The sequence below is a fragment of the Paenibacillus sp. GCM10027626 genome (genome assembly GCF_042676285.1).
Classification (GTDB): Bacteria; Bacillota; Bacilli; order Paenibacillales; family Paenibacillaceae; genus Paenibacillus_Z.
In genome coordinates this window covers 1-24775 of sequence record NZ_JBHTHC010000013.1, presented here as the reverse complement: position 1 = coordinate 24775, position 24775 = coordinate 1, and the positions used below count along the sequence as shown (strand labels likewise).

General features: G+C 49.8%; 27 protein-coding genes. 5 read left to right on the top strand and 22 right to left on the bottom strand.

Annotation, left to right across the window (positions count from 1 at the left end; all coding sequences use genetic code 11):
- Positions 1-142 precede the first annotated feature (142 nt).
- The gene (locus ACFQ0N_RS23110; protein WP_379330675.1) at positions 143-1180 is read right to left on the bottom strand and encodes a LacI family DNA-binding transcriptional regulator; all 1038 of its coding nucleotides are present in this window, start codon (positions 1178-1180) and stop codon (positions 143-145) included.
- A 235-nt stretch (positions 1181-1415) separates the two neighbouring features.
- Positions 1416-2030, bottom strand: a complete 615-nt coding sequence (locus tag ACFQ0N_RS23105) for a YkoP family protein (protein WP_379331044.1) — start codon at positions 2028-2030, stop codon at positions 1416-1418.
- A 359-nt stretch (positions 2031-2389) separates the two neighbouring features.
- Here ACFQ0N_RS23105 and ACFQ0N_RS23100 point away from each other — a divergent pair, with 359 nt between their 5' ends.
- Positions 2390-2857, top strand: coding sequence for a hypothetical protein (locus tag ACFQ0N_RS23100; RefSeq protein WP_379330673.1), 468 nt, complete (start codon positions 2390-2392; stop codon positions 2855-2857).
- A gap of 169 nt (positions 2858-3026) precedes the next feature.
- Here the strand turns inward: ACFQ0N_RS23100 and ACFQ0N_RS23095 are convergent, their stop codons facing one another.
- On the bottom strand, positions 3027-3512 hold the full coding sequence (locus ACFQ0N_RS23095) for a hypothetical protein (protein ID WP_379330671.1): 486 nt from the start codon (positions 3510-3512) through the stop codon (positions 3027-3029).
- A 54-nt stretch (positions 3513-3566) separates the two neighbouring features.
- Positions 3567-4763 carry a hypothetical protein gene (locus tag ACFQ0N_RS23090; RefSeq protein WP_379330669.1) on the bottom strand — a complete coding sequence of 399 codons (1197 nt, stop codon included), beginning with the start codon at positions 4761-4763 and terminating at the stop codon, positions 3567-3569.
- Positions 4764-5031: 268 nt separating this feature from the next.
- Between ACFQ0N_RS23090 and ACFQ0N_RS23085 the strand changes: the two genes are divergently transcribed.
- Entirely contained in the window at positions 5032-5379 is a 348-nt protein-coding gene (locus ACFQ0N_RS23085; RefSeq protein WP_379330667.1) for a hypothetical protein, read from the top strand.
- Positions 5380-5495: 116 nt separating this feature from the next.
- Complete coding sequence (locus ACFQ0N_RS23080; protein WP_379330665.1) at positions 5496-6005, top strand: hypothetical protein; 510 nt, start codon at positions 5496-5498, stop codon at positions 6003-6005.
- 61 nt (positions 6006-6066) lie between these two features.
- On the opposite strand, the gene ACFQ0N_RS23075 is transcribed toward ACFQ0N_RS23080, so the two are convergent.
- The 16 genes from ACFQ0N_RS23075 to ACFQ0N_RS22995 all read right to left on the bottom strand — a co-directional run bounded on the left by ACFQ0N_RS23075 (position 6067) and on the right by ACFQ0N_RS22995 (position 22698).
- Positions 6067-6759 (bottom strand): hypothetical protein, encoded by a 693-nt coding sequence (locus ACFQ0N_RS23075; protein WP_379330663.1) that lies wholly within the window; start codon positions 6757-6759, stop codon positions 6067-6069.
- Positions 6760-6761: 2 nt separating this feature from the next.
- Positions 6762-7658, bottom strand: a complete 897-nt coding sequence (locus ACFQ0N_RS23070; RefSeq protein WP_379330661.1) for an ABC transporter ATP-binding protein — start codon at positions 7656-7658, stop codon at positions 6762-6764.
- Between the two features lies 1 nt (position 7659).
- On the bottom strand, positions 7660-8016 hold the full coding sequence (locus ACFQ0N_RS23065; RefSeq protein ID WP_379330659.1) for a GntR family transcriptional regulator: 357 nt from the start codon (positions 8014-8016) through the stop codon (positions 7660-7662).
- Between the two features lie 155 nt (positions 8017-8171).
- Positions 8172-8951, bottom strand: a complete 780-nt coding sequence (locus ACFQ0N_RS23060; RefSeq protein WP_379330657.1) for a YheC/YheD family protein — start codon at positions 8949-8951, stop codon at positions 8172-8174.
- Positions 8952-9094: 143 nt separating this feature from the next.
- A complete protein-coding gene (locus ACFQ0N_RS23055) occupies positions 9095-9853 on the bottom strand; it encodes an SDR family oxidoreductase (RefSeq protein ID WP_379330654.1) in 759 nt (252 codons plus the stop codon).
- A gap of 120 nt (positions 9854-9973) precedes the next feature.
- On the bottom strand, positions 9974-10705 hold the full coding sequence (locus ACFQ0N_RS23050; RefSeq protein ID WP_379330652.1) for a hypothetical protein: 732 nt from the start codon (positions 10703-10705) through the stop codon (positions 9974-9976).
- Positions 10705-11424, bottom strand: a complete 720-nt coding sequence (locus ACFQ0N_RS23045; RefSeq protein WP_379330650.1) for a fluoroquinolone export ABC transporter permease subunit — start codon at positions 11422-11424, stop codon at positions 10705-10707. Before ACFQ0N_RS23045 ends, ACFQ0N_RS23050 begins: the two co-directional genes overlap by 1 nt.
- A complete protein-coding gene (locus ACFQ0N_RS23040) occupies positions 11421-12275 on the bottom strand; it encodes an ABC transporter ATP-binding protein (protein ID WP_379330648.1) in 855 nt (284 codons plus the stop codon). The genes ACFQ0N_RS23045 and ACFQ0N_RS23040 overlap by 4 nt, the downstream gene beginning before the upstream one ends.
- Positions 12268-12909, bottom strand: coding sequence for a TetR/AcrR family transcriptional regulator (locus tag ACFQ0N_RS23035; RefSeq protein WP_379330646.1), 642 nt, complete (start codon positions 12907-12909; stop codon positions 12268-12270). The genes ACFQ0N_RS23040 and ACFQ0N_RS23035 overlap by 8 nt, the downstream gene beginning before the upstream one ends.
- Before the next feature lie 342 nt (positions 12910-13251).
- On the bottom strand, positions 13252-14778 hold the full coding sequence (locus ACFQ0N_RS23030) for a sulfatase family protein (protein WP_379330644.1): 1527 nt from the start codon (positions 14776-14778) through the stop codon (positions 13252-13254).
- 19 nt (positions 14779-14797) lie between these two features.
- A complete protein-coding gene (locus ACFQ0N_RS23025; protein WP_379330642.1) occupies positions 14798-16228 on the bottom strand; it encodes a sulfatase family protein in 1431 nt (476 codons plus the stop codon).
- Between the two features lie 29 nt (positions 16229-16257).
- Positions 16258-17121, bottom strand: coding sequence for a carbohydrate ABC transporter permease (locus ACFQ0N_RS23020; RefSeq protein ID WP_379330640.1), 864 nt, complete (start codon positions 17119-17121; stop codon positions 16258-16260).
- Positions 17121-18026: an ABC transporter permease gene (locus ACFQ0N_RS38310; protein ID WP_483874990.1), complete on the bottom strand. Its 906-nt coding sequence runs from the start codon at positions 18024-18026 to the stop codon at positions 17121-17123. Before ACFQ0N_RS38310 ends, ACFQ0N_RS23020 begins: the two co-directional genes overlap by 1 nt.
- 194 nt (positions 18027-18220) lie before the next feature.
- The gene (locus ACFQ0N_RS23005; RefSeq protein ID WP_379330638.1) at positions 18221-19753 is read right to left on the bottom strand and encodes an extracellular solute-binding protein; all 1533 of its coding nucleotides are present in this window, start codon (positions 19751-19753) and stop codon (positions 18221-18223) included.
- 96 nt (positions 19754-19849) lie between these two features.
- Positions 19850-21682, bottom strand: coding sequence for a histidine kinase (locus ACFQ0N_RS23000; protein ID WP_379330636.1), 1833 nt, complete (start codon positions 21680-21682; stop codon positions 19850-19852).
- Complete coding sequence (locus ACFQ0N_RS22995; protein WP_379330634.1) at positions 21679-22698, bottom strand: response regulator transcription factor; 1020 nt, start codon at positions 22696-22698, stop codon at positions 21679-21681. The genes ACFQ0N_RS23000 and ACFQ0N_RS22995 overlap by 4 nt, the downstream gene beginning before the upstream one ends.
- A 372-nt stretch (positions 22699-23070) precedes the next feature.
- On the opposite strand from ACFQ0N_RS22995, the gene ACFQ0N_RS22990 reads away from it, so the two are divergent.
- Positions 23071-23634, top strand: a complete 564-nt coding sequence (locus ACFQ0N_RS22990) for a beta-class carbonic anhydrase (protein WP_379330632.1) — start codon at positions 23071-23073, stop codon at positions 23632-23634.
- A gap of 197 nt (positions 23635-23831) precedes the next feature.
- On the opposite strand, the gene ACFQ0N_RS22985 is transcribed toward ACFQ0N_RS22990, so the two are convergent.
- Together ACFQ0N_RS22985 and ACFQ0N_RS22980 are read right to left on the bottom strand one after the other, a co-directional pair.
- Positions 23832-24020 carry a hypothetical protein gene (locus ACFQ0N_RS22985; RefSeq protein WP_379330630.1) on the bottom strand — a complete coding sequence of 63 codons (189 nt, stop codon included), beginning with the start codon at positions 24018-24020 and terminating at the stop codon, positions 23832-23834.
- 32 nt (positions 24021-24052) lie between these two features.
- Positions 24053-24304: a hypothetical protein gene (locus tag ACFQ0N_RS22980; RefSeq protein WP_379330628.1), complete on the bottom strand. Its 252-nt coding sequence runs from the start codon at positions 24302-24304 to the stop codon at positions 24053-24055.
- Between the two features lie 291 nt (positions 24305-24595).
- Here ACFQ0N_RS22980 and ACFQ0N_RS22975 point away from each other — a divergent pair.
- Positions 24596-24775, top strand: a 180-nt coding sequence (locus tag ACFQ0N_RS22975; protein WP_379330626.1) for a hypothetical protein, incomplete at its 3' end; no start/stop codon positions are given.

Sequence of the window (24775 nt, the reverse complement as noted above, 5' to 3'; positions counted from 1 at the left end):
ATGGTAACGCAATCATTTCGTGTGTACATCATACCTAGCCCAATTATTTTTGTCAATAGCAACTGTATGGAGTGAAAGTGAAGTTTTCGTTTTCATTTACTTTCAACAAAAAGAGGAGAAGCGCATTCCTCGCAAATGAGCTTCAGAGCTTCTCCACTGCGGCGGTACTCTCACGAACCAGCAATGCAGGCTTTAAAATAATGCTGCTGTTATCGTCGTTGCCATTAATTTTATCAAGCAGCAATTGCGCGGCTACTTCGCCGACCTTGCTTTGCGGGTGGGCCACTGTTGTGAGGCGGGGGTATATCTGGTCGCCTACATTAATGCCATCGATTCCGATAATCGATAATTGCTCCGGAACGCGGATTCCCAGCCGATGCGCTGCATGCAGTGCTCCAATAGCAAGCAAATCATTCCCGGCAAATATCGCTGTCGGCCGGGGAGTGCACTGGAGCAAACGGGTCGCCGCCGCTGCCGCCGCCCGGACGTCCTCTGTTTCAATCAGCTCAACGAGCTCCTGCTGCAAATCCAGACCATAGCGCCTATACGCATCTTTGAAAGCGCGCATCCGATCGATCCAGACATTGGCATCGCGTTCAACCGAAAGATGAGCAATCCTTCGATGACCAAGACTATGCAAGTGATCCATCGCAATTCTGCCAGCCAAATAGTTATCCACTTCCACACATGATAGCAGCGTAGAGCGCGGATTCGGATCCATCAATACGATCGGAATCGACTTCTGCTTCATATGGACCAGATCTTCCAGCTCTGCATGAAATTTCTCTTGCAGCTTCATGGATGCAAACTCAATCGATGTTATAACAATGCCGTCGACACGCTTTTCCAATAGCAGCTCCAAATTGTGCGAGGCTGTATCGTAATCCTGCGCATTGCAAATAATGACATTCTTGCCTTGAGCGCGCGCATACGTTTCTAATCCGAGAATAAACTCCGGATAATAAGGGTTAGCTATATTCGACAACAGTAAACCGATTGTATCTGTCCGATTCGTGACCAGGCTGCGGGCAATATTATTCGGTTTAAAATTCAATTCCTCGATCGCTTTCATCACTTTCGCCTGAGTAGCAGGCCGCACCTGCTCAGGGGAACTGATAACCCGAGAAACGGTTATTGGCGAAACTCCTGCAAGCTTTGCCACATCTTTCATTGTAATCATAAAAATCCCCATCCATCTGCCATTTTGCAATGATTGCGTAATCATTTACTATATTAATGTTTAAATTGTGGGGAGTCAAATGAGTATGGTTTGTGCTTTGTACAAGAAGCAGCGGCAGGCTCCTGCCAAGTCTCCCATGCCGCCTTCTGTAAAACCGATGGTTTAACGGGACTTGTCAGCATCATCGATCTTCAGCACACAGGCTTATCTCTTATCCGGAGCATTGCCTCCCCGCTCAACCTTCGATCGCGGCCGATACCAAGGCCGGGGTATGCCCTTCTTCCTGTGACTTCCTCCTATCCGTCATTGAAAAGCGTTTCATCAGCGATGACCGCGTATGGATCAACATCATCGGAACGAGTAATTCGGTTCTTCGATCGATGCGGCTCTTCCCCTCGGGGTGCATGACAGATAGCAGCATGCGAAGGTACGAAGTCGTTATTTTGAGAAAAAAGTCAGGTTTCATCACTTGATGCTCAAAGCCAAGACCATGCGTTAATCCACGGTGCAGCAGCGTAATCCCGATCAATGCGCTGACCTCGCTGAACTCGGCCTGGCTTTCATAAGCGCGGCTAATCTGCTGGATGGACTTCCTTCCAAGCCTCGCTATTTTAAGAGCCGCACGATCCGGCCCTTCCGACCGAATTAACTTCAGAATCGTCTCATTATCCAAATGAAGCTCACCCACCAGATCTCCATTCTGAATGACCGTGGAGTCCTCACAGATGATGCGCTCCCCCCGATGCTTCTTTATCATTACCGTGCATATGCCAAAGCGCGAGATATGCGAGCTGCGGAATCGTGAAATGAAGCTAAAGATACGTTCCCATATCATCCAGGTACTTTGCATGACGGTTTTAAGTAATTTTTGCAGCAGTTGCAACACCCCATTATTTTTTTGATTGAATATTTCATTCAATTATTCTCCAGAAGAAATCCGTTAATCTCATCATAAAGGAGATCTGCACAGGTTCATTCCGTCTCAGGTACAGAGTTTTACTCGGTCTCGAGGCGGAGATGCGGGACATAACATGTTGCAGAACTTATATAGACCTTAAATACTGTCATTATTTAAGCTGGAAATAAAGGTTACTTCGACAAGAGAAATATGGTATGTTTTGGTCATAGCGACCGGAGGACTGTAATGGCCTTGAGGGTTGTGAGTATTTGCAGCCGGCATCAATTCGGCAAAGCTAAGGGGGATCGAAAATGTCAACCAAAACTGTAGCTATATGTACGGCGGTTCTGTTCGCACTCAATTTGATCGCAATTCAAGCCACTGATATATTCACCATTAAAATGAGACCGGGCCGAGGCATATCCGGTAATGGAAATCCAGGACTTTTACTATGGTTTTGGGAAATCCCGCTCTATCTGCTGCTGCTCGCCGGGATTGTTTATCTGGTGGTGAAAACGAAGTTTTTTGCCCGCCGTGGCTTCTTCTATCCGTTCTTCTTCCTCATCTTGTTGCTTGCAAGCGGTTATTTGCAGAACGGTCACGCTCATCGCATTCTGCTGTCCATAGATGGAAAAATTGATGAGTTTGGGGCGATCAATCAATATACTAATACGATCTATATCAACTACTATTCTTTCCTTATTGGCATTTTCACGTTGCTGATGATCCTGTCCTGTGCGCAAATTCTCATGGCCCGCTCGCTAAGAAGACGGCGCTGACCACAGCACAAAAATGAACAAAGCAAACTTTGTTCATTTTCCATGCGATTATGATGAAAACACCTTTAGCATTACTGAGTAACCCAAAGCATCACTTAAACTTGAATATAAAAGTAACACCAAGAAGCCCTAGGTATTCCCTAGTCCTACTTGGTGTTACCGACGCTATTTATGTCCAGGATTCGATATCATCATCGTCAATATCGTCTTCGATTTGCTCCACTTCATCCTGCTCTTCAGCATAAGCTGCTACGTCTGCTGCAGCAATCGGCTCTTCCGCAGCCGCCGCCGCTTGAGGCGTTGCAGACGGCTCGGCAGTTGGCTCCTCCTGAGCCTGGTGCACATCTGCTGCTTGCACATCAGCCACAACAACCGTCTCCATCGCTGCTGCCAGCTCCTGATTATGTACGACAGCCGCTTGTCCCACAGAAGTTCCAGCCTCAACCGCTGCACTATCAGATAAACTGAACGGGCGTTCCGCCGGCACAAAAGTTTGCAAATTTCGCACTCCATACTGGCGCACTTCATTCTCGATTAAATACCGGATCGAATCCATCAAGTTGCTCTGCGCATTCAGCCACTGCATAATGGCAGGATCTTCATTCTTCTTCGTTTTCAAGCTAATATTGCCACCTGGCTCTTTCAATTTTTTCATGCTTATCACCTTCTGCCAATCTCTGTATTATCGAAAATTCGGCGGGCATGACTTTTATACCGGCTGAGCAGCCTTATTTTTCAACGCCTCGAAAATTTTCCCACGGACAAAGGCATCCAGTCCCATTGCATTCAATTGTACCGCATATAGCTCAGGCACGTAGAACAGCTTGATTTCACGCTCATCGCAGAGCTCCTTAAGCAATGGATTAAGGATCGGTTCCATAATGATGCTGCCGCCGCCATATACGCAGATTACGTCGATTTCGTTCCGCGCCTTGGTCAACTGACGCTTCACATTTTGCATAATTTGCCGCGCTTGCATTTCCAGAGGGCGCTTCAAAGTTTTTAACGCGCGAGCATGATATTTATGCTTTGGATTTTTGACGACATCGCTGAAAAATTGCCGCGGGCTGTCTGGCAAATGTATCAATCGATTAAAATCATTCAGCGCTTCCTCGATTGCGTAGCCAATGCCGTGATGGCTGCCATGAACGAATTGGCGCAAAAATTTGTTGCCTTCCGTAATCGGATATTCTGTCGAACCGTCGCCGATATCTACATGTAGAATACGCTTGTCCTTAAAAAAGCTGCCGTTAAATTTTTTGTCGATTCCATATGTTTCCGTAAAGGCTTGGAAAATTTCGCCTTCCCGCCAGTTGCCTTCGCTATCCTTCTGCAATGTAAAGATGACCGGCGTCGCTTCGGGAACAACCTTGGCGAATGAGAATACAATCTTGACCGCCACGCGGTGAATCCCCAGATGAACCGTCACATGATGGGTGCCGGACATAAAACGCTTTTCGAATCTGGCTGCGTTCTCGTCTGTATGCTGTGTGACCGGAAGCGCGGTCGCCATGTCGACTTCCAGCTCGATATGGTCCGGAACCTTCTTCTCATCCTCGTAAGCCTTTTGTACGGCAACCGCGGAAATTTGCGCCAGCGTATTAATGATCGGCAAATCCATTTCGCTTTTCAAATCGATTCCGATCTGCAAATTATCGAGGATTTCACCGCTCTCCAGCGCAAACTTGCCCACATAGTACATACCAGGGCGTGTTGCCGGGGAATCGATTGTAACGACCAGCTGCTCCTGAAGGTTCTTAATAAAGCTTTCCGGCGATTGCTCCTCGCTCCACGGAAGGGAATCTACAGCACAATTCACGTTCGGCTGCTGGATCAGCTTTCCATCCACAATTATATCGTGCTCACTATTCCCGTTGTCATTCCCTACATAAAAATGGTAGTTCATCGTCAAACAGCCTCCTCTACATTTATTATCAAGTATTACTTTACCACACTTAGAAACACTAAAGCTGTCGATTTTTGCGCAAAAACAAAAAGAATCTATAAAATTTTTTCCCAGTCAAATTAATAGTATAGAAACTATTCCATTCCCGCTTCCCATTTTCCTGCCGCAAAACAAATATAATGCCAATAAAATTGCAGTTTGCATAAAAGATATGATACGGTAATCACAATAGATCGTTTGCAGCTTTTTGAAGGAGAGATCATAACAAATGATAGAGCTATCCATGGACTTGTACCGCGATTGGATTGATACGGCCCGTGTTGTTTTTCGCGGTTCGAATAATCCGCTTCCTGAGGAATGGAGCGATCAGGAGGTTGCCGAGATGTACTTTCGCCAAACCTTTCCGGAAGAAGAGGCGGTTGCCCAGGCAGCAGCCAATGAGCAGCGGATCCGTGGGCTTGAGCAAACCATTGAACTAAACTTGGAGACCGTCATTATTCCGGACATCCGCGCTCGTACAGGCTATAAAGGGAATCGTTTTCAATTCAGATGGGTCTACAATCAAGGCGAGCATCTTATTGAAACCCATTCCCAGTATAGGGTTCCTCTCGGATAACGCCATGCAATTAACGCTGCAGAATGAGGTCGCCTCCGTCTCTGGAATGAGGACAGCACAGCATCATACGTGATACACTGAGATTAACGAATCTTGAATCAAGGAGGAACTGAAACGTGAATACTCGTACAGTTCTCGGCCCTCTGCTTGTGCTGCTTGGCGCCTATCTGCTGTTTAACTCAGGCACAGGCTTGTCATTTGGTCCCGGGGAAATTTTCGGCTATTTCTGGCCAACGATGTTCGTTATCCCGCTCGGATTGTTTTTTCACTGGATGTATTTCTATATGACCAATCGGCGCGGGGTCGGCTTGCTTGTCCCTGGCGGTGTACTGCTCACTGCAGGATTTATCTGCCAAGTCTCCATGCTGTTCGATAGCTGGGGCTACACCTGGCCTGGTTTTATTCTCGCTCCGGCAGTCGGCCTGTTCGAGCTTTACTGGTTTGGCGGACGAAACAGATATTTGCTCATCCCGATTAACATTCTGACTGTTTTGTCCTTGCTGTTCTTCTTTGTCTTCTCAATCGGCGCGATCCTAGACAAACTGACATTCGGCGGACCGTTTTTAGCAATTGCCGTCATTTTTGTCGGCGCGCTACTGATCATTTCCCGTAAACGGGAAGTATAAGCAAAAATAAAAAGAAGATGACTCCTGGTTATCAGCCCAGAAGTCATCTTCTTTTTATTTATTACACCGTCGACTTGCGCAGCAGCAAATACGAGATCAGGGCATAAACAATTGTCAGCGGGAACAGCCAGCTTACAATTTCCAACGGCGTTTTCTCCAGCAGCGGCGAGAAGATCGTCTCCCACCAATGATTATAGGTAGCGATCAGGACAGCCAAGCTAGAGAGCAGAAAGGAAACAATCGTCAAAATAAGCATACCCATCTTGCCAAATCTGCGATGAACACTCGAAATAACGAAACCGAGCATAAACACATGAAGCAGCAAGGAGCTCATCATCCAGAACTGGCCGATCGCCGGGGCGTCATTCCAAATTGGCAAATGAAAGAAATGCAAGCCAACTCCCCAGCCGGATGCCCATTCATGCTCGATTACGCTTAAGAGCACAAGCAGCGCAGCCGTAATTACACTAACTGCAGCCATTACAACTAGTGTACCATAATAAAAATCCTTCCTTCGCATGCTAAGCCCGACCGAAAAGGGAAACATCTGCGGCAGCACAATCAAGCCGGCGATTAGCATGTAGACATAGATCGATATTACTCCGCCCGTATAGACCTCTTCCGTTACAAAATAGCCAACAATGAGATTGACCACAAAGCTTGAGAAAACAATTAACCAAGGTACAAACAGTAAAAACAGCTTGAATTTCATGTACATTCTAAGCACGCCGTTTAAGCGGATTGTCCCATTCATACTCATATCGCCGCCTTTCTTGTCTGTTTGCCGCTTGTCAAATGAACGATCAGCTGCTGCAGCGATACGGCAGTCAGTTCCAGTCCAAGCTCAATTGCCCGACGCTGCTCGGCAGCAGCATCGCCGCCGCTTACCACGGTCGCCTTCAACAGGCCGCCAAACGGTTCCCGGTCAATGACCTCTTTGCCGGCAATGAATTGTTCAACCGCCGCGGACGCGCCGGCAACTGTGTATGCGCGGCCGCGCAGCGTTTCTGCTTCATCATTGAGCAGCAACCTGCCTTGATCGATGACGATCACATGCTCCAGCAATTGGCTGACCTCATCGATGAGATGGGTGGACAACACAATTGTCCGCGGATGCTCGGCATAATCTTGGATAAGCCGGTCATAGAATAGGGTGCGCGCTACAGCATCCAAACCGAGATAAGGCTCATCGAACAGTGTCAATTCGGCACGACTTGCCAGTCCTACAATAATGCCGACAGCGGACAGCATGCCGCGAGACAGCTTTTTCACTTGCCGCTTCAGCGGCAGTCGAAACTCCTCGATCAGCTCCAGCGCATAATCGCGATCCCAGTTCGGAAACGTCGCCCCCGCAACATCCAGTACATCGCGAACTTTAAAATGATCCGGATATTTTTGCCCCTCTTTGATGAAGCATACGCGGCTCAGCACACGGTTGTTCTCATAAGGCGCCTCGCCAAACAGCTTAATATCGCCTTCGCTCGGAAATTGCTGCGCCGTTATCATATGCATAATTGTCGTCTTGCCCGCTCCGTTACGGCCAAGAAAACCGTATATTTTGTCGGCCTCCAGATGAAAACTGACGTTGTCCACAGCCTTCATTGCGCCGAACTGTTTGGTTAAACCAGTAACTTCCACGATTTTGCCCGCCATGCTATTCACCTTCCCCTCGTTGAATCATCGCCGTCAATTGCTCCTTGGTAATGCCGAGTTTCCCAGCTTCACGTATCATCGTCACAACATACTGCTCAAAAAACTGTTCTTTCCGCTTTTCAATCAGCCTATCTCTGGCTCCTGTTGCCACAAACATGCCAATCCCTCGCTTCTTATACAAAATTTGCTCATCAACAAGCAGGTTTACACCCTTTGCCGCCGTTGCCGGATTTATTTGATAAAACGCCGCGAACTGATTCGTCGAAGGAACCTGCGTCTCTTCAGGCAAATGTCCAGCAATAATATCATCTTCGATCCGTTCGGCGATTTGGACAAAAATCGGACGACTGGCATCCATTTTGGCATCCGCCTCCTTGCAACCTAACTGGTTAGTTACTCATGTAACTAACTATATAAGTAATGAACGAAATTGTCAAATCAAAATTTTGTTGGCTTGTCCGATCTAATATGTACGGAGCATCGACGCCATGCTCCGTAATCGGTCTCCCAGTATTATCTTGCACTATGTCTGCCGTAGCTTTTGGCGAATGAGAGCATTCGATTGTATGCTGCCCGGTCGATATTTTTGATCGGGTAAAATTGCGGGTGATTGGAGTTCACTTCCAGAATCCATAAATGACCCTTTTTATCGTATGCAAAGTCAATTCCCAGCTCGCGCATGCCTGAACGCTTACGGCTCAGCATTTTGGCTACAGTGAGTCCTTTGCTCGTAATTTGCCGGGTACGCTCAGCGGCGCTTTCAGCAGTCAAGCCTTGCTTGCTATGCAGTTTAGGGAGCGTGTATACCTTCCCGCCCTGATAGACGTTCGTTACAATTTTGTTCGGCTTGCCTACCCTGACTATAAATCCTGTGCAGGTCCATGCCCCCTTCGGCTTGCGCTGGATCATGCCCCGAATGTCATAGGAGCGCCTGTCTACCTTGTCAAGCGGGATCGCTTTTTGAATGATCATTTTTTTCTTCTGCTTGGAATGGATATGACGATGTACAGCGGACAAAGTCTTGAACGTTTTTTGGACTTGTTTTTTCCCCGAGATCATCTTCAGCATATATCCGCTTGGCTGGCGGCTCATCTTGAAAATTCCGATGCCTAACGACCCGACATCCGGCTTAATATAGAGTGACCGATGCTTTGCTGCCATCTGCTGCAAATTTGTCTTAGAAAACGAGACTGTTGCTGGGATCATGCTGCGTGTGGCTCGATTAGCCGACAAATAGCGGCATACACGCAGTTTCCCCCAAAGTGTAGCGCTTTTGTACTTCTTTTTGCTCAATTTGATCACCTCTCCTTACAGTATGTTTGTCGCGCTCAAGGAAACTGTACGTATGTGGAGTTCGGATGAAAAAACAAAAAGGACGCCTCCGGCGTCCATGATCAAGCATGGTTCCGAAAGCGTCCTCTGTAATCTAAAGTGTATTAATAAGCCGTCCAGCCCGCATCGGCTGTAATGACCGTGCCATTGACGAAGCTGGAGTCCTCTGATGCCAGGAACAGCGCGACGCCGGCGATTTCCGAAGGCTCGCCCACTCGCGGCATTGCCGCTGCACCTGCCGTAGCCCGTCCCAGGCCAAATTCATTCGGGACAGTGTCGCCTGTGCCGATATTCGTGTTAACGCCGCCTGGCGCGATAGCATTGCAGCGAATCCCTTGTGCCGCGTATTGGAAGCCGACATTTTTCGTCAAGCCGATAACCGCATGTTTGGATGTCGTGTAAGCCGCCCCGGCACGAGAGCCCTGCAAGCCGCCAATAGAAGCGACGTTGATAATATTGCCCTTGCCTTTGGCAGTAAAAATAGGCAGCGCCAAACGGATTGCCCGCATCGGTCCGGTCGTATTCACAGCCAGAACACGCTCCCAGAGCGCATCGGTCACCTCGTGCAGCGGTGTCATATTGTCCATAATGCCCGCATTGTTGACCAGAATGTCCAGCGTACCGTATGTATTGACAGCTGCATCAATCATGCGCTGGGTGTCTTCTTCCTTGGCGACATTGACTGCCACAGCAATTGCGGTGCCTGATTCTTCTGCAATAGCCGCCGCCGTTGCCTGTGCAGTAGCTTCATTCAAGTCTGCAACGACGACCTTCGCCCCCTCACGGGCGAATAACAGCGCGATTTCCTTCCCCATGCCTGACCCTGCTCCAGTGACAATCGCAACTTTGCCTTCCAATTTCATGCGCTATCCCTCCTAAGAAAGTATAAAAAATCAGCATTACTGTACCATTATATGCTAAAAGCGTCTGTCAGGCTGCGATATGGATCACAGCCAAATCCGCGCAGCAATGCTACACCACCATCAATCCAGCTTGTGCATAAACCGTCTTAGCAAATACCGCAAGGCCAAATAATGGGCCGCCAACCCGAGCAGACAGCAGAGTAAGCCCGGCAAAGGCGGCGAAACACTCATGCTGGCCGAATGTGCCGCCGCTACCCAAAAGGACGGGACAATCCCGCCGAGCAGCTGCCAGGGATACGGAACAAAATGGACAACCGCGGGAACAAACAGCAATATGCCTAACCCTTTTGATAAAGCGAGCCCTTCAACCTTGTTGGCGGCAAAAGCGGCCATAAACAAGGTGACCAGCGGCGTTTCCAATACAAGCACAGGCATGGTCAGGAGGAAGCTGCCCGCACGCACCGGTACCAGCCCGTTTAATGCCAGCAGCAAAAAAACGTAAATAAAGGACAAACTGATCGGAAGGAGGAGCCGGTAAGCAATATAACCGGTCTTGGTCAGCGGGGTAACGGCGAAATAATCAATCAGCTTCTCGTCCCGTTCATCTAACAACAAGAAACCGTTCATCACACCCAAAATTAACGGAATCATCAGCAGAGCCACATTCAGCACCAATGGATAATAAGCAATTAGATCAAACCCGGCCTCCCTCTGCAAAAGGACCGCAAACGCAGGAATGCCAAGACTGACTGCCGCAATCAGCATGAGCGGGGCAACGAGGAAAAAGATAAGCATCGGATCATAAGCCAGCTGCCGCAGATCCCCGCGAAGCAAGATGAGCACACGATTCATCAGCCTTCCCCTTTCCCGATTTTCAGGATGACCGCACGGGTGAACATACGGCGCGTCCACAAATAAGCGAGAGCAATCCAAGCTCCCAGCTGCAGCATCGCATACAGAAGGGTCAAATTGCTGACAGGCTCAAACGGAGATTTGAGCAGCAGCAATGTGGCATGTGTCGGCAAAACGGCGTATAAAAGATGCAGCCTGTCGTAGACCCCGACTATTTCTAGCAGCGGCAAGTAAAATACTGCTGTCACAAGCATGGATTGCAGAAAAAACCCGTTTAAGGTTTGACAGCCTGCGGCGACGCCAAGGCCAATCAGGGTAAAGAAAATAGAGGTCAGCCCGACTCCGGCCCAAAAAGGAAGCAGGCTGGAACCGGCACTAAGACCGAAAGCGCTTAAATGTATGACAGTACTCGTCAGCAGTGACAGCAGCATTAAGGACAAGGTTTTCGACCAAATATATTCGCTTGTCGTATAGGGCGTAACAAATAAGCTGTCATGAATGCCCTGGCCTTTCTCCAGCAGTACGAGCCCGCCAATAAAGAAAAAGCCCAGAGCGCTGGGATCGGAAAAGGTTAATATTATACCGGTCAACTGCCGGTATTCCCCGGGCAGCGCCTGCAGCAGAATAATATACAGGATGCTGATAATCAAATAAGCGTAGTAAAAGCCGTGTCTGGCCTGCAGCTTCATATCATAGCCTAATGCCGATACGAATCTCATGTTAGCCGCCTCCCCGTGACCGCCAGAAAAATATCCTGCAATGTCGCCTCCTGGGAATGGATCGTCTCGATGGGCTTGTTGCGCAGCAGCTGCAGAAAGGATTTGTTAGCGCCAATACCGTCCAGCTCGAATTGTTCCGACACCAGCTTCGCCTCCTCGCGAAACTCAATACGGACGCGCCGCTTGCCATGCCGCAGCTTCAGTTCGCGCGGCGTATCAATCAAGCTGATGCCGCCGTCGACAATGAAGGCGATCCGGTCACAGATCTCCTCGGCAGCCTGCATATTGTGTGTGGTCATGACGATTGTTTTGCCTTCCGCTTTTTTCTCCAGAATCAATTGTTTCATCACTTGCGCGTTAACAGGGTCCAGCCCTGAGGTGGGTTCATCCAGAAAAAGGATATCCGGCTTACTGAGCAGCGCCCGGCAAAAATTGAGCCGCATTTTCATTCCCTTTGAAAAACCGGATACCTTCTCATCAGCAAATTTCCCGAGATCGACCATCTCCAGCAGGCGCTGCGGCTCTTCCGTCTCCCCTGCATAAAGAGAGCGAAACAGCCGCAGGTTCTCAAGTGCTGTAAATCGGCTGTAAAAATTGGGGAATTCAAACGCAACGCCGATTTTTTCATAATAATCATTTTTGGCCTGCCGCAATTCCCGCCCCATGACACGAACCTGGCCCTCGTACTGTTTCAAAATGCCGATCAATATTTTTTGAGTGGTGCTTTTGCCCGCTCCGGAGGGGCCGAGAAAGCCGAATATTTCCCCTGGGCCAATCGAGAAATCAATGCCGCGAAGCGCCGGCTCCTTGGCTCCGGGATAGCGAAAGCGTAGCTCTTTAACTTCAATCATCAAGCCTCCCGCCTTTCTCCATCCTTACCTGTGTATTGCGGACCAGCCCGTCTGCAATCATGCTCATCAGCAGCTCCATCGTCTCCCTGTACTGTTCCTCGCCGATCAGTTTGCGCTGCAATGCAAGCAGGACAAAGGAGCGGAGCAGGCTGACGATCGTGGCCGGATTCGACTCAATAATCCACCCTTGCTGCTGGGCCTCTGTAATGAGCGGCAGGAAGAAGTCAACGTCCTGGTTAAAATGCTGGGCCAGCTTCTCTTCCGGCAGCTTGCGGAAAAGAGCCGCCAGCAAGTCCTCATCATACATCTGCCGGATCAGCGGATTCTCCTCCATCACGGCCAGCGATTCCCGTAAAAAATGCTTCATCGCCTCAGCCGACCCTGCGCGGAATGCCGCCAAAAAGCTTTCATTCAGCTTGCTGCGGATCACTGCCTCCTCCCGCTGGATAATCTCAAAATAAAGCTCTTCTTTTGAATTAAAAAACAAATAAAACGATCCCTGAGCAATACCTGCTGACCGCGTAAGTTCCTCAACACTCGTTTTTTTCAAGCCAAGCGTGATGAACCGTTCTTTTGCCGCCTCCAGCAGCTTGGCTTCGATACGCTGCTTCTCCGTTTCCGTAAACTTGGGCATCGATCTGGCTCCTTTTAAAATTATATGAATAATTTTATTTTATATTCATAATATACGACTAGGAAATAGTGATGTCAATAGCAACCCGAATAGCAATGCCAGGATGATTCTGACTTGCTAACGGACCCAGATGCTAAGCTTGCCCCTCAACGCCTACACGCTTAGACGCTTAGACGCCTAGATGCCTTGATGGCAGCAGCCGACACTTCAGTAACAACAGACCTTTACAGACGGGCGACATCACAAAAAAAGGCCGAGCCATGGAGCAAGTTTACGCTCCGGTTCGACCTTTTTTCTATGCGGCGGTATGCAGCAGCTAGCTCTCATATGCCGGAATTGCTTCTACATCCGCAGCCGTTTATACTGTTTCAGCAGTCCGTCCTCATGACGAACCATCCAGTCCGCCAGCGCTTCGCGCATCGCTCTCAGCTTATCTGCATAAGCAGGATCGTCGACCCGGTTGCTCAGTTCATGCGGATCATCGGCTAAGTCATACAGCTCGTCCAGGTCGCCGCAGTTGAACACGTATTTGCAGGTGCCTTTGCGTATCATGCGCTGGGTAAACATGACGCTTTCCAAGCCTGCCCCTTCAGTTACCACGCTGTCCGGCCATTCTTCCAGCAGCCCGCCTTCCAGCACGGGCGCAAACGATCTGCCGTCTGCTCCCTGCGGCAGCGTCTCTACACCGGCCAAGCCCAATATAGTGGCATGAATGTCGCAGGTACCGACGAACCGCTCCTCCCTGCGTTGTGTTACATTTTGTCCGGCGGGCTTCACCAGCAGCGGAATCCGGCAAGTCTCCTCGTACATAAAGTACGATTTGTCGCACAACCCGCCATGTATGCCAAGCGATTCCCCATGATCCGCCGTAAAAATAATGACCGTATCTTCATAGAGCCCGCGCTGCTTCAAATAGTCGAGCAAACGCCCGATCTGCTCGTCAATGCTGCTCATGAAGGCATAATAGTGGCGGATATACGGAACAAAGTCGCTCCATTCCTTCGTATTGCCCATTTTAATCCGGTGAATGGAAGGCTTGCCTTCGCCGCTGTCGCAGAAATTCGGCCAAGGCTCCAGCTCCTGGTCGCGGTAGAGATCCAAAAAGCGCGTCGGCGCAATATACGGCTCATGAGGCCCCCAGAAATTGAGCGAAAAGAAGAACGGCTGCTCCCGCTCACGGAACTGCTCGATGTGATGGATAGCCCGGTCAACCAAATAATGCTCCACCGTGCCTGCTTCCGGAGATGTCAGCTCGGCAGCATAGTGGCCTTCGAAGTGGCCGGATATTTTGTTCTCCAGCTTCCATTCCAACCCATTCTCCTGCAAATATTGCTTGAAGGCCGGATAAACCATTCCGCCAAGCCCGTGTCCGCCGAAATTGTCGCCCTCATATCCGACATCTGTCGGCAAAGTCCGCATACCTGCAGCAATTTCCGGAAAATGGACATAGGCTAGATTGGCGTCCAAATGGCGCTGTTCATCGGATTCAGTGCCCAAATGCCATTTGCCTGTATATCCGATGCTGTAATTCTGCTCAGCCAACTGGCGGCTTAACAAGCGCGGCGTATCAGGCAGTTCCTGCACCATGCTTCCCATGCCGTATCCGTTTGTCTGCATGCCATGCTTGAACGGGTACAAGCCCGTCTGCATAGAAGCACGCGCCGGTGTACAGACCGGACAGCTTGTATATGCGTTGTCAAACACGACACTCTCTTCCGCCAGACGGTTCAAATGAGGGGTCTGGCATACTTTCCCGCCGTACACCGCCATCGTATCGACACGCTGCTGGTCAGTCTGAATAAACAAAATATTAGGACGCCGTCGGGACGGCTGCGTTTGATCAACAATCTCTCGTTGCATTTGCTCCATGGTCTCTCCCTCTCCTTGTCTACGCCGGCAGTACCAGCACATCCCGCATAAAATCTCCGTTCTCGTCCATCCAACGCTGCAGCTCTGCCGCCAGGCGCTTCAAATGCGGCTCATTGGCCGCCACGCCCGACACATCTTCTGTCTCCCACGGGTCCTCGTCAAGATTGAATAATTGCAGCTTATCCGTGCCCGTATTCGTGACAGGAGAACGATAGTAGCGGATCAGCTTCCAATTGCCGTCCTGTCTGCTGAGCACCATGCGCTGGACATCCCGGTAAGCGGTACATACCGCCGGTCGGCCATTCGCCGCCGTTCCTCTAACAAGCGGCGCCAGACTGACCCCGCCGCCACTGAACCCGCCGCCGGTCTGAAACGGCAGCTCAAGCCCACACAGCTCCGCTACGGTCGGAAAAATATCGATATTGCTGGACAGCTCTGTGACTTGCTTGCCTTCCGGCACGCCGGGCCCCTTCATAATGAGCGGAATATGCGTGCTATGCTCATACAGATTCTGCTTGCCCATCAAACCGTGCTGGCCGACAGCAAGCCCATGGTCCGCCGTATAGACGATCAGCGTATCCTCATAAATGCCTTTGGCTTTCAGCGTTTCCACCACCCGGCCAATCTGGGCATCCATATGCGTGATCATGGCATAATAGTCGGCAATATGCCGGCGGATCTCCGCTTCATCCCGCGGATGCTGCGCCAGCCGTTCATCCCGGACTTCCAGCTCGCCGTTGTCAAAGGGGTGCGCAGTCTGGAAATTCGGCGGCAGCGGAATAGCTGCCGGGTCATACATCGAAGCGTACAGCTCAGGCGCAGTCCGCGGATCATGCGGTGCCGTATAAGCTATATATAAATAGAATGGACGATCCTCATTGTTTTCCCCGTCATATCCTTCAATAAACGAAACCGCCGCATCCGTAAACAGTTCCGTCGAGAACGTTTCCTCGATATATTCTCGCTCCTTGTCATAAACACCTGTCGGGTCGTAATCCTGCACCGGCACCTTTTTATGGTCGCTCATGCCATAAAAAAACAGCTTATCTCCGCCTTCAAAGCTGCGGGCGAAGCTTGCTTTGTCATTATGCCATTTGCCTACTGCATGTGTACGGTAACCGGCTTCGCGCAGCGTCTCCGGCATGAGCCTTACTTCCGGGCGGATCACGACAGAGCGCTCCCACACTTGAATATCGCTGCCGATCATCGACTTGAAAATCGATTGCCCAGTATTCACACAAGCCCGGCTGGGAGCGCAGACCGCCCCGGTCAGACCGCCGAATATATGCGTCCCGCACAGGGATGTTCCTTCAGCGGCAAGAGCGTCTAGGACAGGCGTGCTCACCTGGTGATTACCGAATGCGCGAATGGCGTCATAACGATGATCGTCGGCGATAATAAATACGACATGCGGTCTTTTTCCGCCCGCAGCTGCAGCAGGTTGCTCCATAAACGTGTGCCTCCTCCAAACTTCTTAAATCAACCTTTCACAGAGCCGAGCAGCATCCCTTTGTTGAAATACTTTTGCAGGAAGGGGTACACGACGAGCAGTGGCAATGCGGTTGCGACGACAGTCGCCATTTTAACCGGCGGGCCGTACTCAAATCCTTCGATATCGAGCGACATCGACGAGTCGGCGGATTCGATCAGCATTTGCCGTAAATAAACTTGCAGCGGCCATTTGTCCGAATCGTTAATATAGATCAAAGCGTTGAAAAATGTATTCCAGTTTTGCACCATATAAAACAAAGTGAAAGTCGCGATCGCCGGCATCGACAGCGGAACGACAATGTTCCAGAACAGGCGCAATTCCCCGCAGCCGTCAATACGCGACGATTCTTCCAATTCGACGGGAAAGCTCTGGAAGAAGCTACGCATCACGATCAAATGGAACGGCGCAATTGCCGCTGTCAGCCAGATCGACCAGTAGCTGTCCAGCAAATGAAGGCTGTTTACAATTAAATAAGTCGGAATAATGCCGCCATTGAACAGCATCGTAAAAAGAACAAGCAAGTTGATCGTTTTCCTGCCGACCAGCCAGCGTTTGGCCAAAGCGTACGCCATCAGGCTGGTCAGCACCATATTGATGATCGTACCGACAAATGTAATCCAGAGCGAGTTTTGAAAAGCTTTCAGAAAATTATGCTCCCGGAACAAAAATTGATAGGAATTAAGCGTCCACTCCTGCGGAAAAAGGAAAAATCCTCGCGAGAGCACCTCATGCTTGGTGGCAAATGAAACCAGTACTACATAGAGAAAAGGCAGCAGCACCGCCAATGTGCAGACGGCTAAAATCGTGTAGACCGCGCCGACAAAAATACGATCCGTTCCTGTCGTTTTCATCAGTAAACACCCTCTTCTCCCTTACGTTTGGCAAAGCTGTTCGCCGCGATAATAAGCACGAGGCCAACCAAGGACTTGAACAGGCCAACAGCCGTAGTATAACTGTACTCAGCCGACAAAATACCGACGCGATACACATAGGTGTCGAACACATCGGACACATCCATGTTTAGCGTGTTCTGCATGAGCAGCACCTGCTCAAAACCGGTATCCATCGTCTGCCCCAGCCGTAAAATGAACAAAATCAGAATCACGTTTTTCAGAGCCGGCAAGCTGACATGAATCATTTGCTTCCAGCGGCTCGCTCCGTCCATGACAGCCGCCTCATAAAGCGTCGGATCAACAGAAGCGAGAGCAGCGAGAAAAATGATCGCACTCCAGCCCGACTCTTTCCAAATATTCATCAGCGTGTATAACGGGCGGAAATAAGCGGGGTCCGTCAGCAGCTCGATCCTGTCCCATCCCCATGAAATAAACAGTTTGTTAATTGCGCCTTCCTGCGTAGAAAATAGCAATACTGAAATGCCGACAACAACGACCCAGGACAAAAAATGCGGCATATAAGTAAGCGTCTGCACTGTCTTGCGGAAAGCCCGGACCCGCGCTTCATTCAAAAGCAATGCGAGCACGATCGGGGCAGGGAAAAATAAAAACAAATTCATAGCGCTCAAAATTAATGTATTCCTCAACAATTGCCAGAAATCTGCCTCGCCAAACAAACGCACAAAATGCTCTAATCCAACCCATTCACTATGCCGAAAACCGTCGAAAGGCTCATAATTTTGAAAAGCAATCAAAATCCCGCCCATCGGCAAATAGCGAAACAAAATAAAATAGAGCAATCCGGGCGCAATCATAAGATAGAGCGGAATTCCCCGGCGGAGGAGCTTCTTCGTATCGGACATGTTAGTCATCTCCCCTGATCATAAACCTAAGGCCGCCTAAAAGGGCCTCGCCCCCGCCTCCGCCGGAAGCTCTCTTGCTCAATCCCTTCCGGCGGAGTATCTCTCATGGCGAGGCCCTATAGCAGTTCGTTTCTTTAATCCTGCCGATCCAGCTCTGTTAATGTAAACGATGCCGGCTCAGCTATGCCCATCTGTTAGTGCAGCTCAGCATAGATAGCATTGGTTTCTTCAATAATTTTATCGCCGCCGCCTGCTCTCCATGCTTCAATCGCTTTGTCGATTGACTCCACAGGCTCCCCGCCGACGATAACCTTGACAACTGCCGCCACCAGCTTTTGGTCGATTTGCGCCCCTAATTTGGAGGCCGTTTCGGAAATCAGCCCGGCAGCCGGATCGGTCCAGCGGTATTGCTCGGTATTACTAAACCATGCCATAACTTTGTCGGCATAGGCCTGATCATCCCACAGCCGAATTTGGATACCTGGATCGAAGCGGCGGATAAACCATGTCGACAATATTTGCGGGCGGTCCGTATCAAACGCGTCCAGCTTGGTGTAGGTATCGCCCTCTTTCTTATAGTGGATGCCCTCAATACCATTTTTCGTCAAAATAAAGCCTTCATCCGAGAAAATATAGTCCAACACCTGCAGGATACGCTGCTGCTTCTGCTCATCCAGCTTGGCGTTCAAGACAATTTTCGCCGTGCTTGTAATTGTGTTGGCAAATTGCAATCCTGTCGGCCCTTTCGGCGGCGCGAGCTGCACAATATCCGCCTCTGGCGCAAGCTTCTGAAGCGTAGGCAGAGATTGTTTATACACCTCGTTCGGATTGACCTCAGCAATACCGCTCGTGTTTGCCTCCAGCTTGTTCCACGGGTCGCGTTCCTTGTTCACTGCGAAGTCTTTATCCAACACGCCTTCTGCATAAGCTTTGCGCAAAAACTCGGCCAAGGCTTTCCATTCTGCCGCCTGCACCTGTTGAGGCACCAGCTTGCCGTCCTCCAGCTTCCAGTTGTTGGCCAAGCCGAAGGCGCCCTTCAAATAATCGATGCCGACAAGCTGATTCGTCCCGACGGACATGCTGAAGCCGATCGTATCCTTTTTACCGTTGCCGTCCGGATCCTGCTCGGCGAAAGCTTTGGCTACCTGATAAAATTCATCCACAGTCGTCGGCATTTTCAGGTTCAGCTTATCCAGCCAGTCCTGGCGGATAGACAAATTGCTGCGGAAAGCCGGCGCATACATCGGCAGCCCGTAGATTTTGTCCTTCGGATTCATCATCCGCAGCGCCTCTTCTGTGACATTGCCGGTGATGTTCGGATAGTCCTTCAGCAGCGGCTGCAGGTCGAGAAATACACCTTTGTTCATCCATTTGCTGTAAGTCGAAGCATCCCAAACTTGAAATAAATCAGGAAAATTGTTCGAAGCCGCCAGTACGTTCAGCTTCTCGTTATAGCTGTCGCCCGGTACCCACTGAAACTTCAAATTAATATTGAATTTCTCATTCAGCAGCTTGACCATCGGGTGGTCATCCGACCAGCCGCCGCCTGCCGCCGTACTGACCATTATCGTAATATCCAGCTTCTCGGACTGGTCATCCTTGGATGCATCCGCTTGCGAAGAAGGCTCATTCGCAGGTTTCTCGTTCCCGCCGCCTTTGTCTCCGCAGCCTACCGCTACTGTTGCCAGCAGTGATGCAGCCAATACAGTCAGCCATACTTTTTTCACCCTGTATTCCCCCTTGAATGCGGTGTCTGTTCTTATCCAGTATAAAAAAGTCCCCTTCAAGGCGCCTTATTCGAATTCACGATTTCCGACTCATTTTCACGAAGTTATGCCAAAAGGTATGTCCGGCTCGCCTGTCCGCAGCGGAATCCGCACAGAAACGACCGTTCCTTTGCCCAAAAATGAATCGATGCGAATGCCGTAGCGCTCACCATATTTGAGCACCAGACGGGCATGGACATTCGCCAGCCCCAGTGAGCTGTGCGGGTGCGGCACGGCGTCCGCATTGCGCATAGCTGCGGCCTGTGCCAGCATCTGATGAATTTCCTCCAGCTGCGCTGCCGGTATTCCTTTTCCGTTATCGGCAATTTCGATGACCAGGTCGCCCTCGTCTTCATAGGCGCTCACAATAATGGTTCCGTCCCCTCCATGCGGTTCGATCGCATATTTCACGGCATTTTCCACCAGCGGCTGCAGCGTGAGCTTCATGCACAAGCAATCCAGAAACCGTTCGTTAACCGTCACGGTCCGGTGAAAAGTGGCCGGGAAGCGCAAATGAATGATTTCAAAATATTTATTCATGATGTCCAGTTCCTCGCGCAGCGTCACCTCCGACTGTTCGAAACGAGCCGTATACCGGTAAACGTCTGCCAGGTTGCGGGCAATCAGCTCGATCTTGGGCATATTTTCGAAATAGGCCATACTTTTAATAATGCCCAGCGTGTTGTACAGCAAATGCGGATTAATCTGATTTTGCAGCGCCCGGATCAAAGCTTCTTTTTGCCGCAATTCCAGCCGCATCTCGTTCATTTGCAGCTCGTAAACTTCGCCCATTAATTGCTGCAGGCGCGAAACCATGTTATTGAATCCAAGCTGCAAATATTGAAACTCGTCCCGTCTTTTCTCCAGCTTGGCCCGCACGGACAAATCGCCTTTGGCTACCGTGGCCATCATATTTTTTAACCCGGTTACACGTTTGACGAATTGGTGGGTCAGCACAGGGACAACCGCCATAATGGCAAGCGTGACGACAAAAAACGACACGTAAATGGCATTGCGGACCGCCTTCAAGCCCGCCTCCATCTCTGAGGAGGGAATGACGGAAACGATATTCCAGTTCATCCGGTTGGATTTATTGACCGATACAAACCATGGTTCACCATTCCAATCCTGCTTATAAGACGCACCGGCGTCTGAAGCCAATTGCAGGGACGCTAGCGGCGTCTCGGCCCGAGGAAGCCCGACATAGGCATCATTTGGATGATAAACGACGATATCGTCGGCCGAAACAACGAACGGATACCCGCGCTCGCCCATCCCCGTTTCGCCAAACGTCTCGATTACCCGCTTCGGAATAATGTCCAGCACCAGCCGTCCGACCACCTCAATCGTGTTGATATCATAGATCGGGATGACGACGGTAATGACCGCATACTTCGTTTGATTCGGATAATTGGTGTAATGCGTAGGAATGATTTGCGGTTCGGATTGAAAAGGAAGCGAAAACCACGGTTCATTGGAGTAAAAGTCTGAACGCGAATAATAATAGCTGAAAATAGAAATCATTTTGCTCTGTTTGGACATCAGAAACATGCCCGCAATTTCCGGACGATTGGTGGCCGCGAATTTCTGAAGTTCACTGGAGATGGCTTCCGTCACCTCCGGCGTGGAGTTTTCTGAAGTTAAATAGGCTTGTACTTGTGGATTGGCCGCAATACCTGACGTCGATTCCATCAAGCGTTCGATGTAAGAATCCATATCGTAATTAAAGCGCGCCGCAGCATCGCCGGATAAACCTTGAAAGTCTTTGGCCGCCACATTGTTAAACAGATGGCTCGCAATCGCGAGCGCCAGCACCAGAGACAGCAGGTTTACCACCAGAAAAGCCAGCGTCATGCGAAATTTAAGGGAATGCAAGTAGCGTATTTTCAAGTCAATCCCATCCCTTTGCGGTAATCATTAGGGGTCATGCCCGTATTGGTCTTAAACGTCCGGTTAAAATGGGGCAGCGACACAAATCCGACCATCTCCGCCGCTTCATAGATTTTGATGTCCGCTTCCATCAGCAGCGCCTTCGCCTTTTGAATGCGCACCCCGTTTAAATAGCCGATGAAAGCTTGTCCTGTATACTGCTTGAACAAATGCCCAAAATACGAAGGGCTTAAATTCGCTTGCCCGGCCATCTTCACCAATGTAAGCGGCTGCATGTAGTGATGCTCGATATAGTCGCAAGATCTGCGGATGACCTGCCGCATTTCGTGGCCGGATACCGCGCTGGCTTTTATCGACCATCGTTCCATCAGATGCTGAAAATAATGCAAAACCGCTTCCTTATCGCCCCAATCGGGCTGCTCCGGAAAAGCCGCGTCTGCCTCAATCCCCTGAATCAACTCGGTCAATTTGCCTGCGAAGACGATTAAAGCCGATTTCCGCGACTTGGGGAACGCCATTTGCGACTTCCATATCTGATTGATTAAGCTGCCCGTTGCACCGGTCCGTTCAGCCGGGTCCAGCTTGGGCAGCCGTTCGATGAATTCATTGACGATTTTGAAGCATTCATTCAGCTCTTGAAACAAGGCGAGGCGCTCTCTTGATTTGAGCAGCGCATCCTTCAATTCATCCTGCATGACAGGCTTCAGTAAATATTCGGATACCCCGTAGCGGACCGCTTGCCGGGCATAGGCGAATTCATCGTAACCGCTAATAATAATCGACACGATCGGCAGACCGGCTTCGTCCATCTCGCGCAGCAGCTCCATTCCATCTTTGCGCGGCATGCGGATGTCCGTAATTAAAATCGCCGGCCACAGCTCATGCACCATATTCCAGGCATCTTCCCCGTCGACCGCTTCGCCGACAACGGTAAATCCATTGCCGATCCGTTCTATCATTTCTGTCAGTTCACTGCGCAGCCAATGTTCATCTTCAGCAACTACGATTTGATACAATGCCAAAACCCCCTTGATCCATGTCTTCCTGCAAGCCTCTGGCATGCCGACCTATTTTGAAACTAATAATAATCAATTATTGAATGGAATGAAACCGGTGCGGACCGGAAAATTTCTGCCATTTGATCGGGTGGCTGCCTGGCGGATTTACCAAATCTTTTTTTGGTTACCGCAAAAAAAATGCTCCCTGCCAGTAGAGACAACTATTCTATCGGTGCTATAATCATTTTACTAGAAAAATCTCGAGCGGCTGCCGTGTTGCAATTTGTGTTGACGACCGGCAGGTTTACAGCAGATTCTTGTTGATGCAAGAGACAACAGCAACAATAGTTACAATAACCGACATCATACAGATTACAGAGGAGGAACCGTATGTCAATCGTTTCACAATTAATGGAGTTCAACAAGCAGTTTGTTGAAGAAAAACAATATGAGGCTTATTTAACCGATAAATTTCCGGATAAAAAGATGGCGATCTTGACCTGCATGGACACCCGCCTGTCCGAGCTGCTTCCGCGAGCGCTTAACTTGCGCAACGGCGACGCCAAAATTATTAAAAATGCCGGTGCGATTTTGACACAGCCTTTTGGCAGTGCGATGCGCAGTATTTTGGTGGCGATTTATGAGATGGGGGCGCGTGAAGTGCTCGTTATCGGCCATCACGGCTGCGGCATGACCAATTTGGACGCTGCCGCTATGGTTAACAAATTCCGCGAGCAAGGAATCGACGATAAAGTGCTGGAAACGCTCGAGCACTCCGGCATCCGCATGGAACGCTTCCTCCGCGGCTTTGCCAGCCCGGATGAAGGCGTCATGCACAGTGTGCAAATTATTCGCAATCACCCGCTGATGCCGCAAGATGTGGAAGTTCACGGCTTCCTTATGCACCCTGATACAGGAGAATTGGAATTGCTGGTTGAGGATTACCGCGGTTAGCAAGCGGCAGCGGCATGCCCGCTTCCTTGGGAACGCCGATGTCCGGTGAAGTGACGAGGGGCGAGCCCCCTTAAAAATATAAGCTGAGTATAAGGCAAACTTATACTCAGCTTATATTTTGAGAATTTATTTGAAATCCGGCGATATTTGCTACAAATGATGAAATTGACTCATTGGTGCCACTTCGAAGCAGCGCATTAAGAACCGCGCACTTTTTCCACTTCGTCCAGCGGCAGTTCTAGCGTGTCCGCAACCTTCTCTGGAGTGAATCCTTTCTCCAATAGCTTATGAATAATCAACCGGCGTTCTTCTTCTCTTCCTTCTTCTCTGCCTTCATCCTTTCCTTCGTCATAGCCCCACTTTTTCCAGGCAGGCATCAGCTCCATAATCCTTTCTCCTTCCTCTGGGTAATGTTTTCTCAGTTCGCGCAATATCTCTTCTCCTTCCGCTCTATTGGGCTTATAATACAAGTCAGCCCCACTGACATGATGAGTGCGAGCCGCGCGTCATCCAATTTGTTTTGCAGGCGCAGAATCATTCGCAGATAAGCAATCCGTACTTCCCTTTTCTCCTTTTCATTATAGCCCATTTTGGCAAGCAATGCAGCGGAATCGTCATGCGGTGTCACTGTTCTTTTGCCAGTTTCTTTAGTCGTAAAGAACTTGCCCAAATTTCACCCCTCCTTTGAGTGCCATACGAGTACATATGCAATAACACAAAAAAGCACAACCAGCTACGGGCATTGCCCGCAATCGGAAGTGCTTCTTCACGCGTACTTTTTATCAAATACAGACGAGAAGACTCCTTCGCTCAAAGTGCAAGCTTAGGTAGGAGATGAATCGTCTTCGGACAAGGGTGGCAACTTTGCGATCTCAATTGTCCGACATGATTTTCAAGCAGTCCCCCCTACTTGAAATCGAACTGGTGTTCTGATATAATGATAGATATGGGGGGATTGGAAATGAGGCTGAATACGATTACGATCAAACTTCCTTTGTATCGGCCCACATTGGCGAAACAAGACATGTATAGAACCATGAGATCCCACTTTTCACAAGCTAGCAATCAAGCCCTTCAATACCTGCAGGAAGTCCCAGTACGTAAGGCAACAGAGCTGGATCGCCTACTTCGTTCCATACCA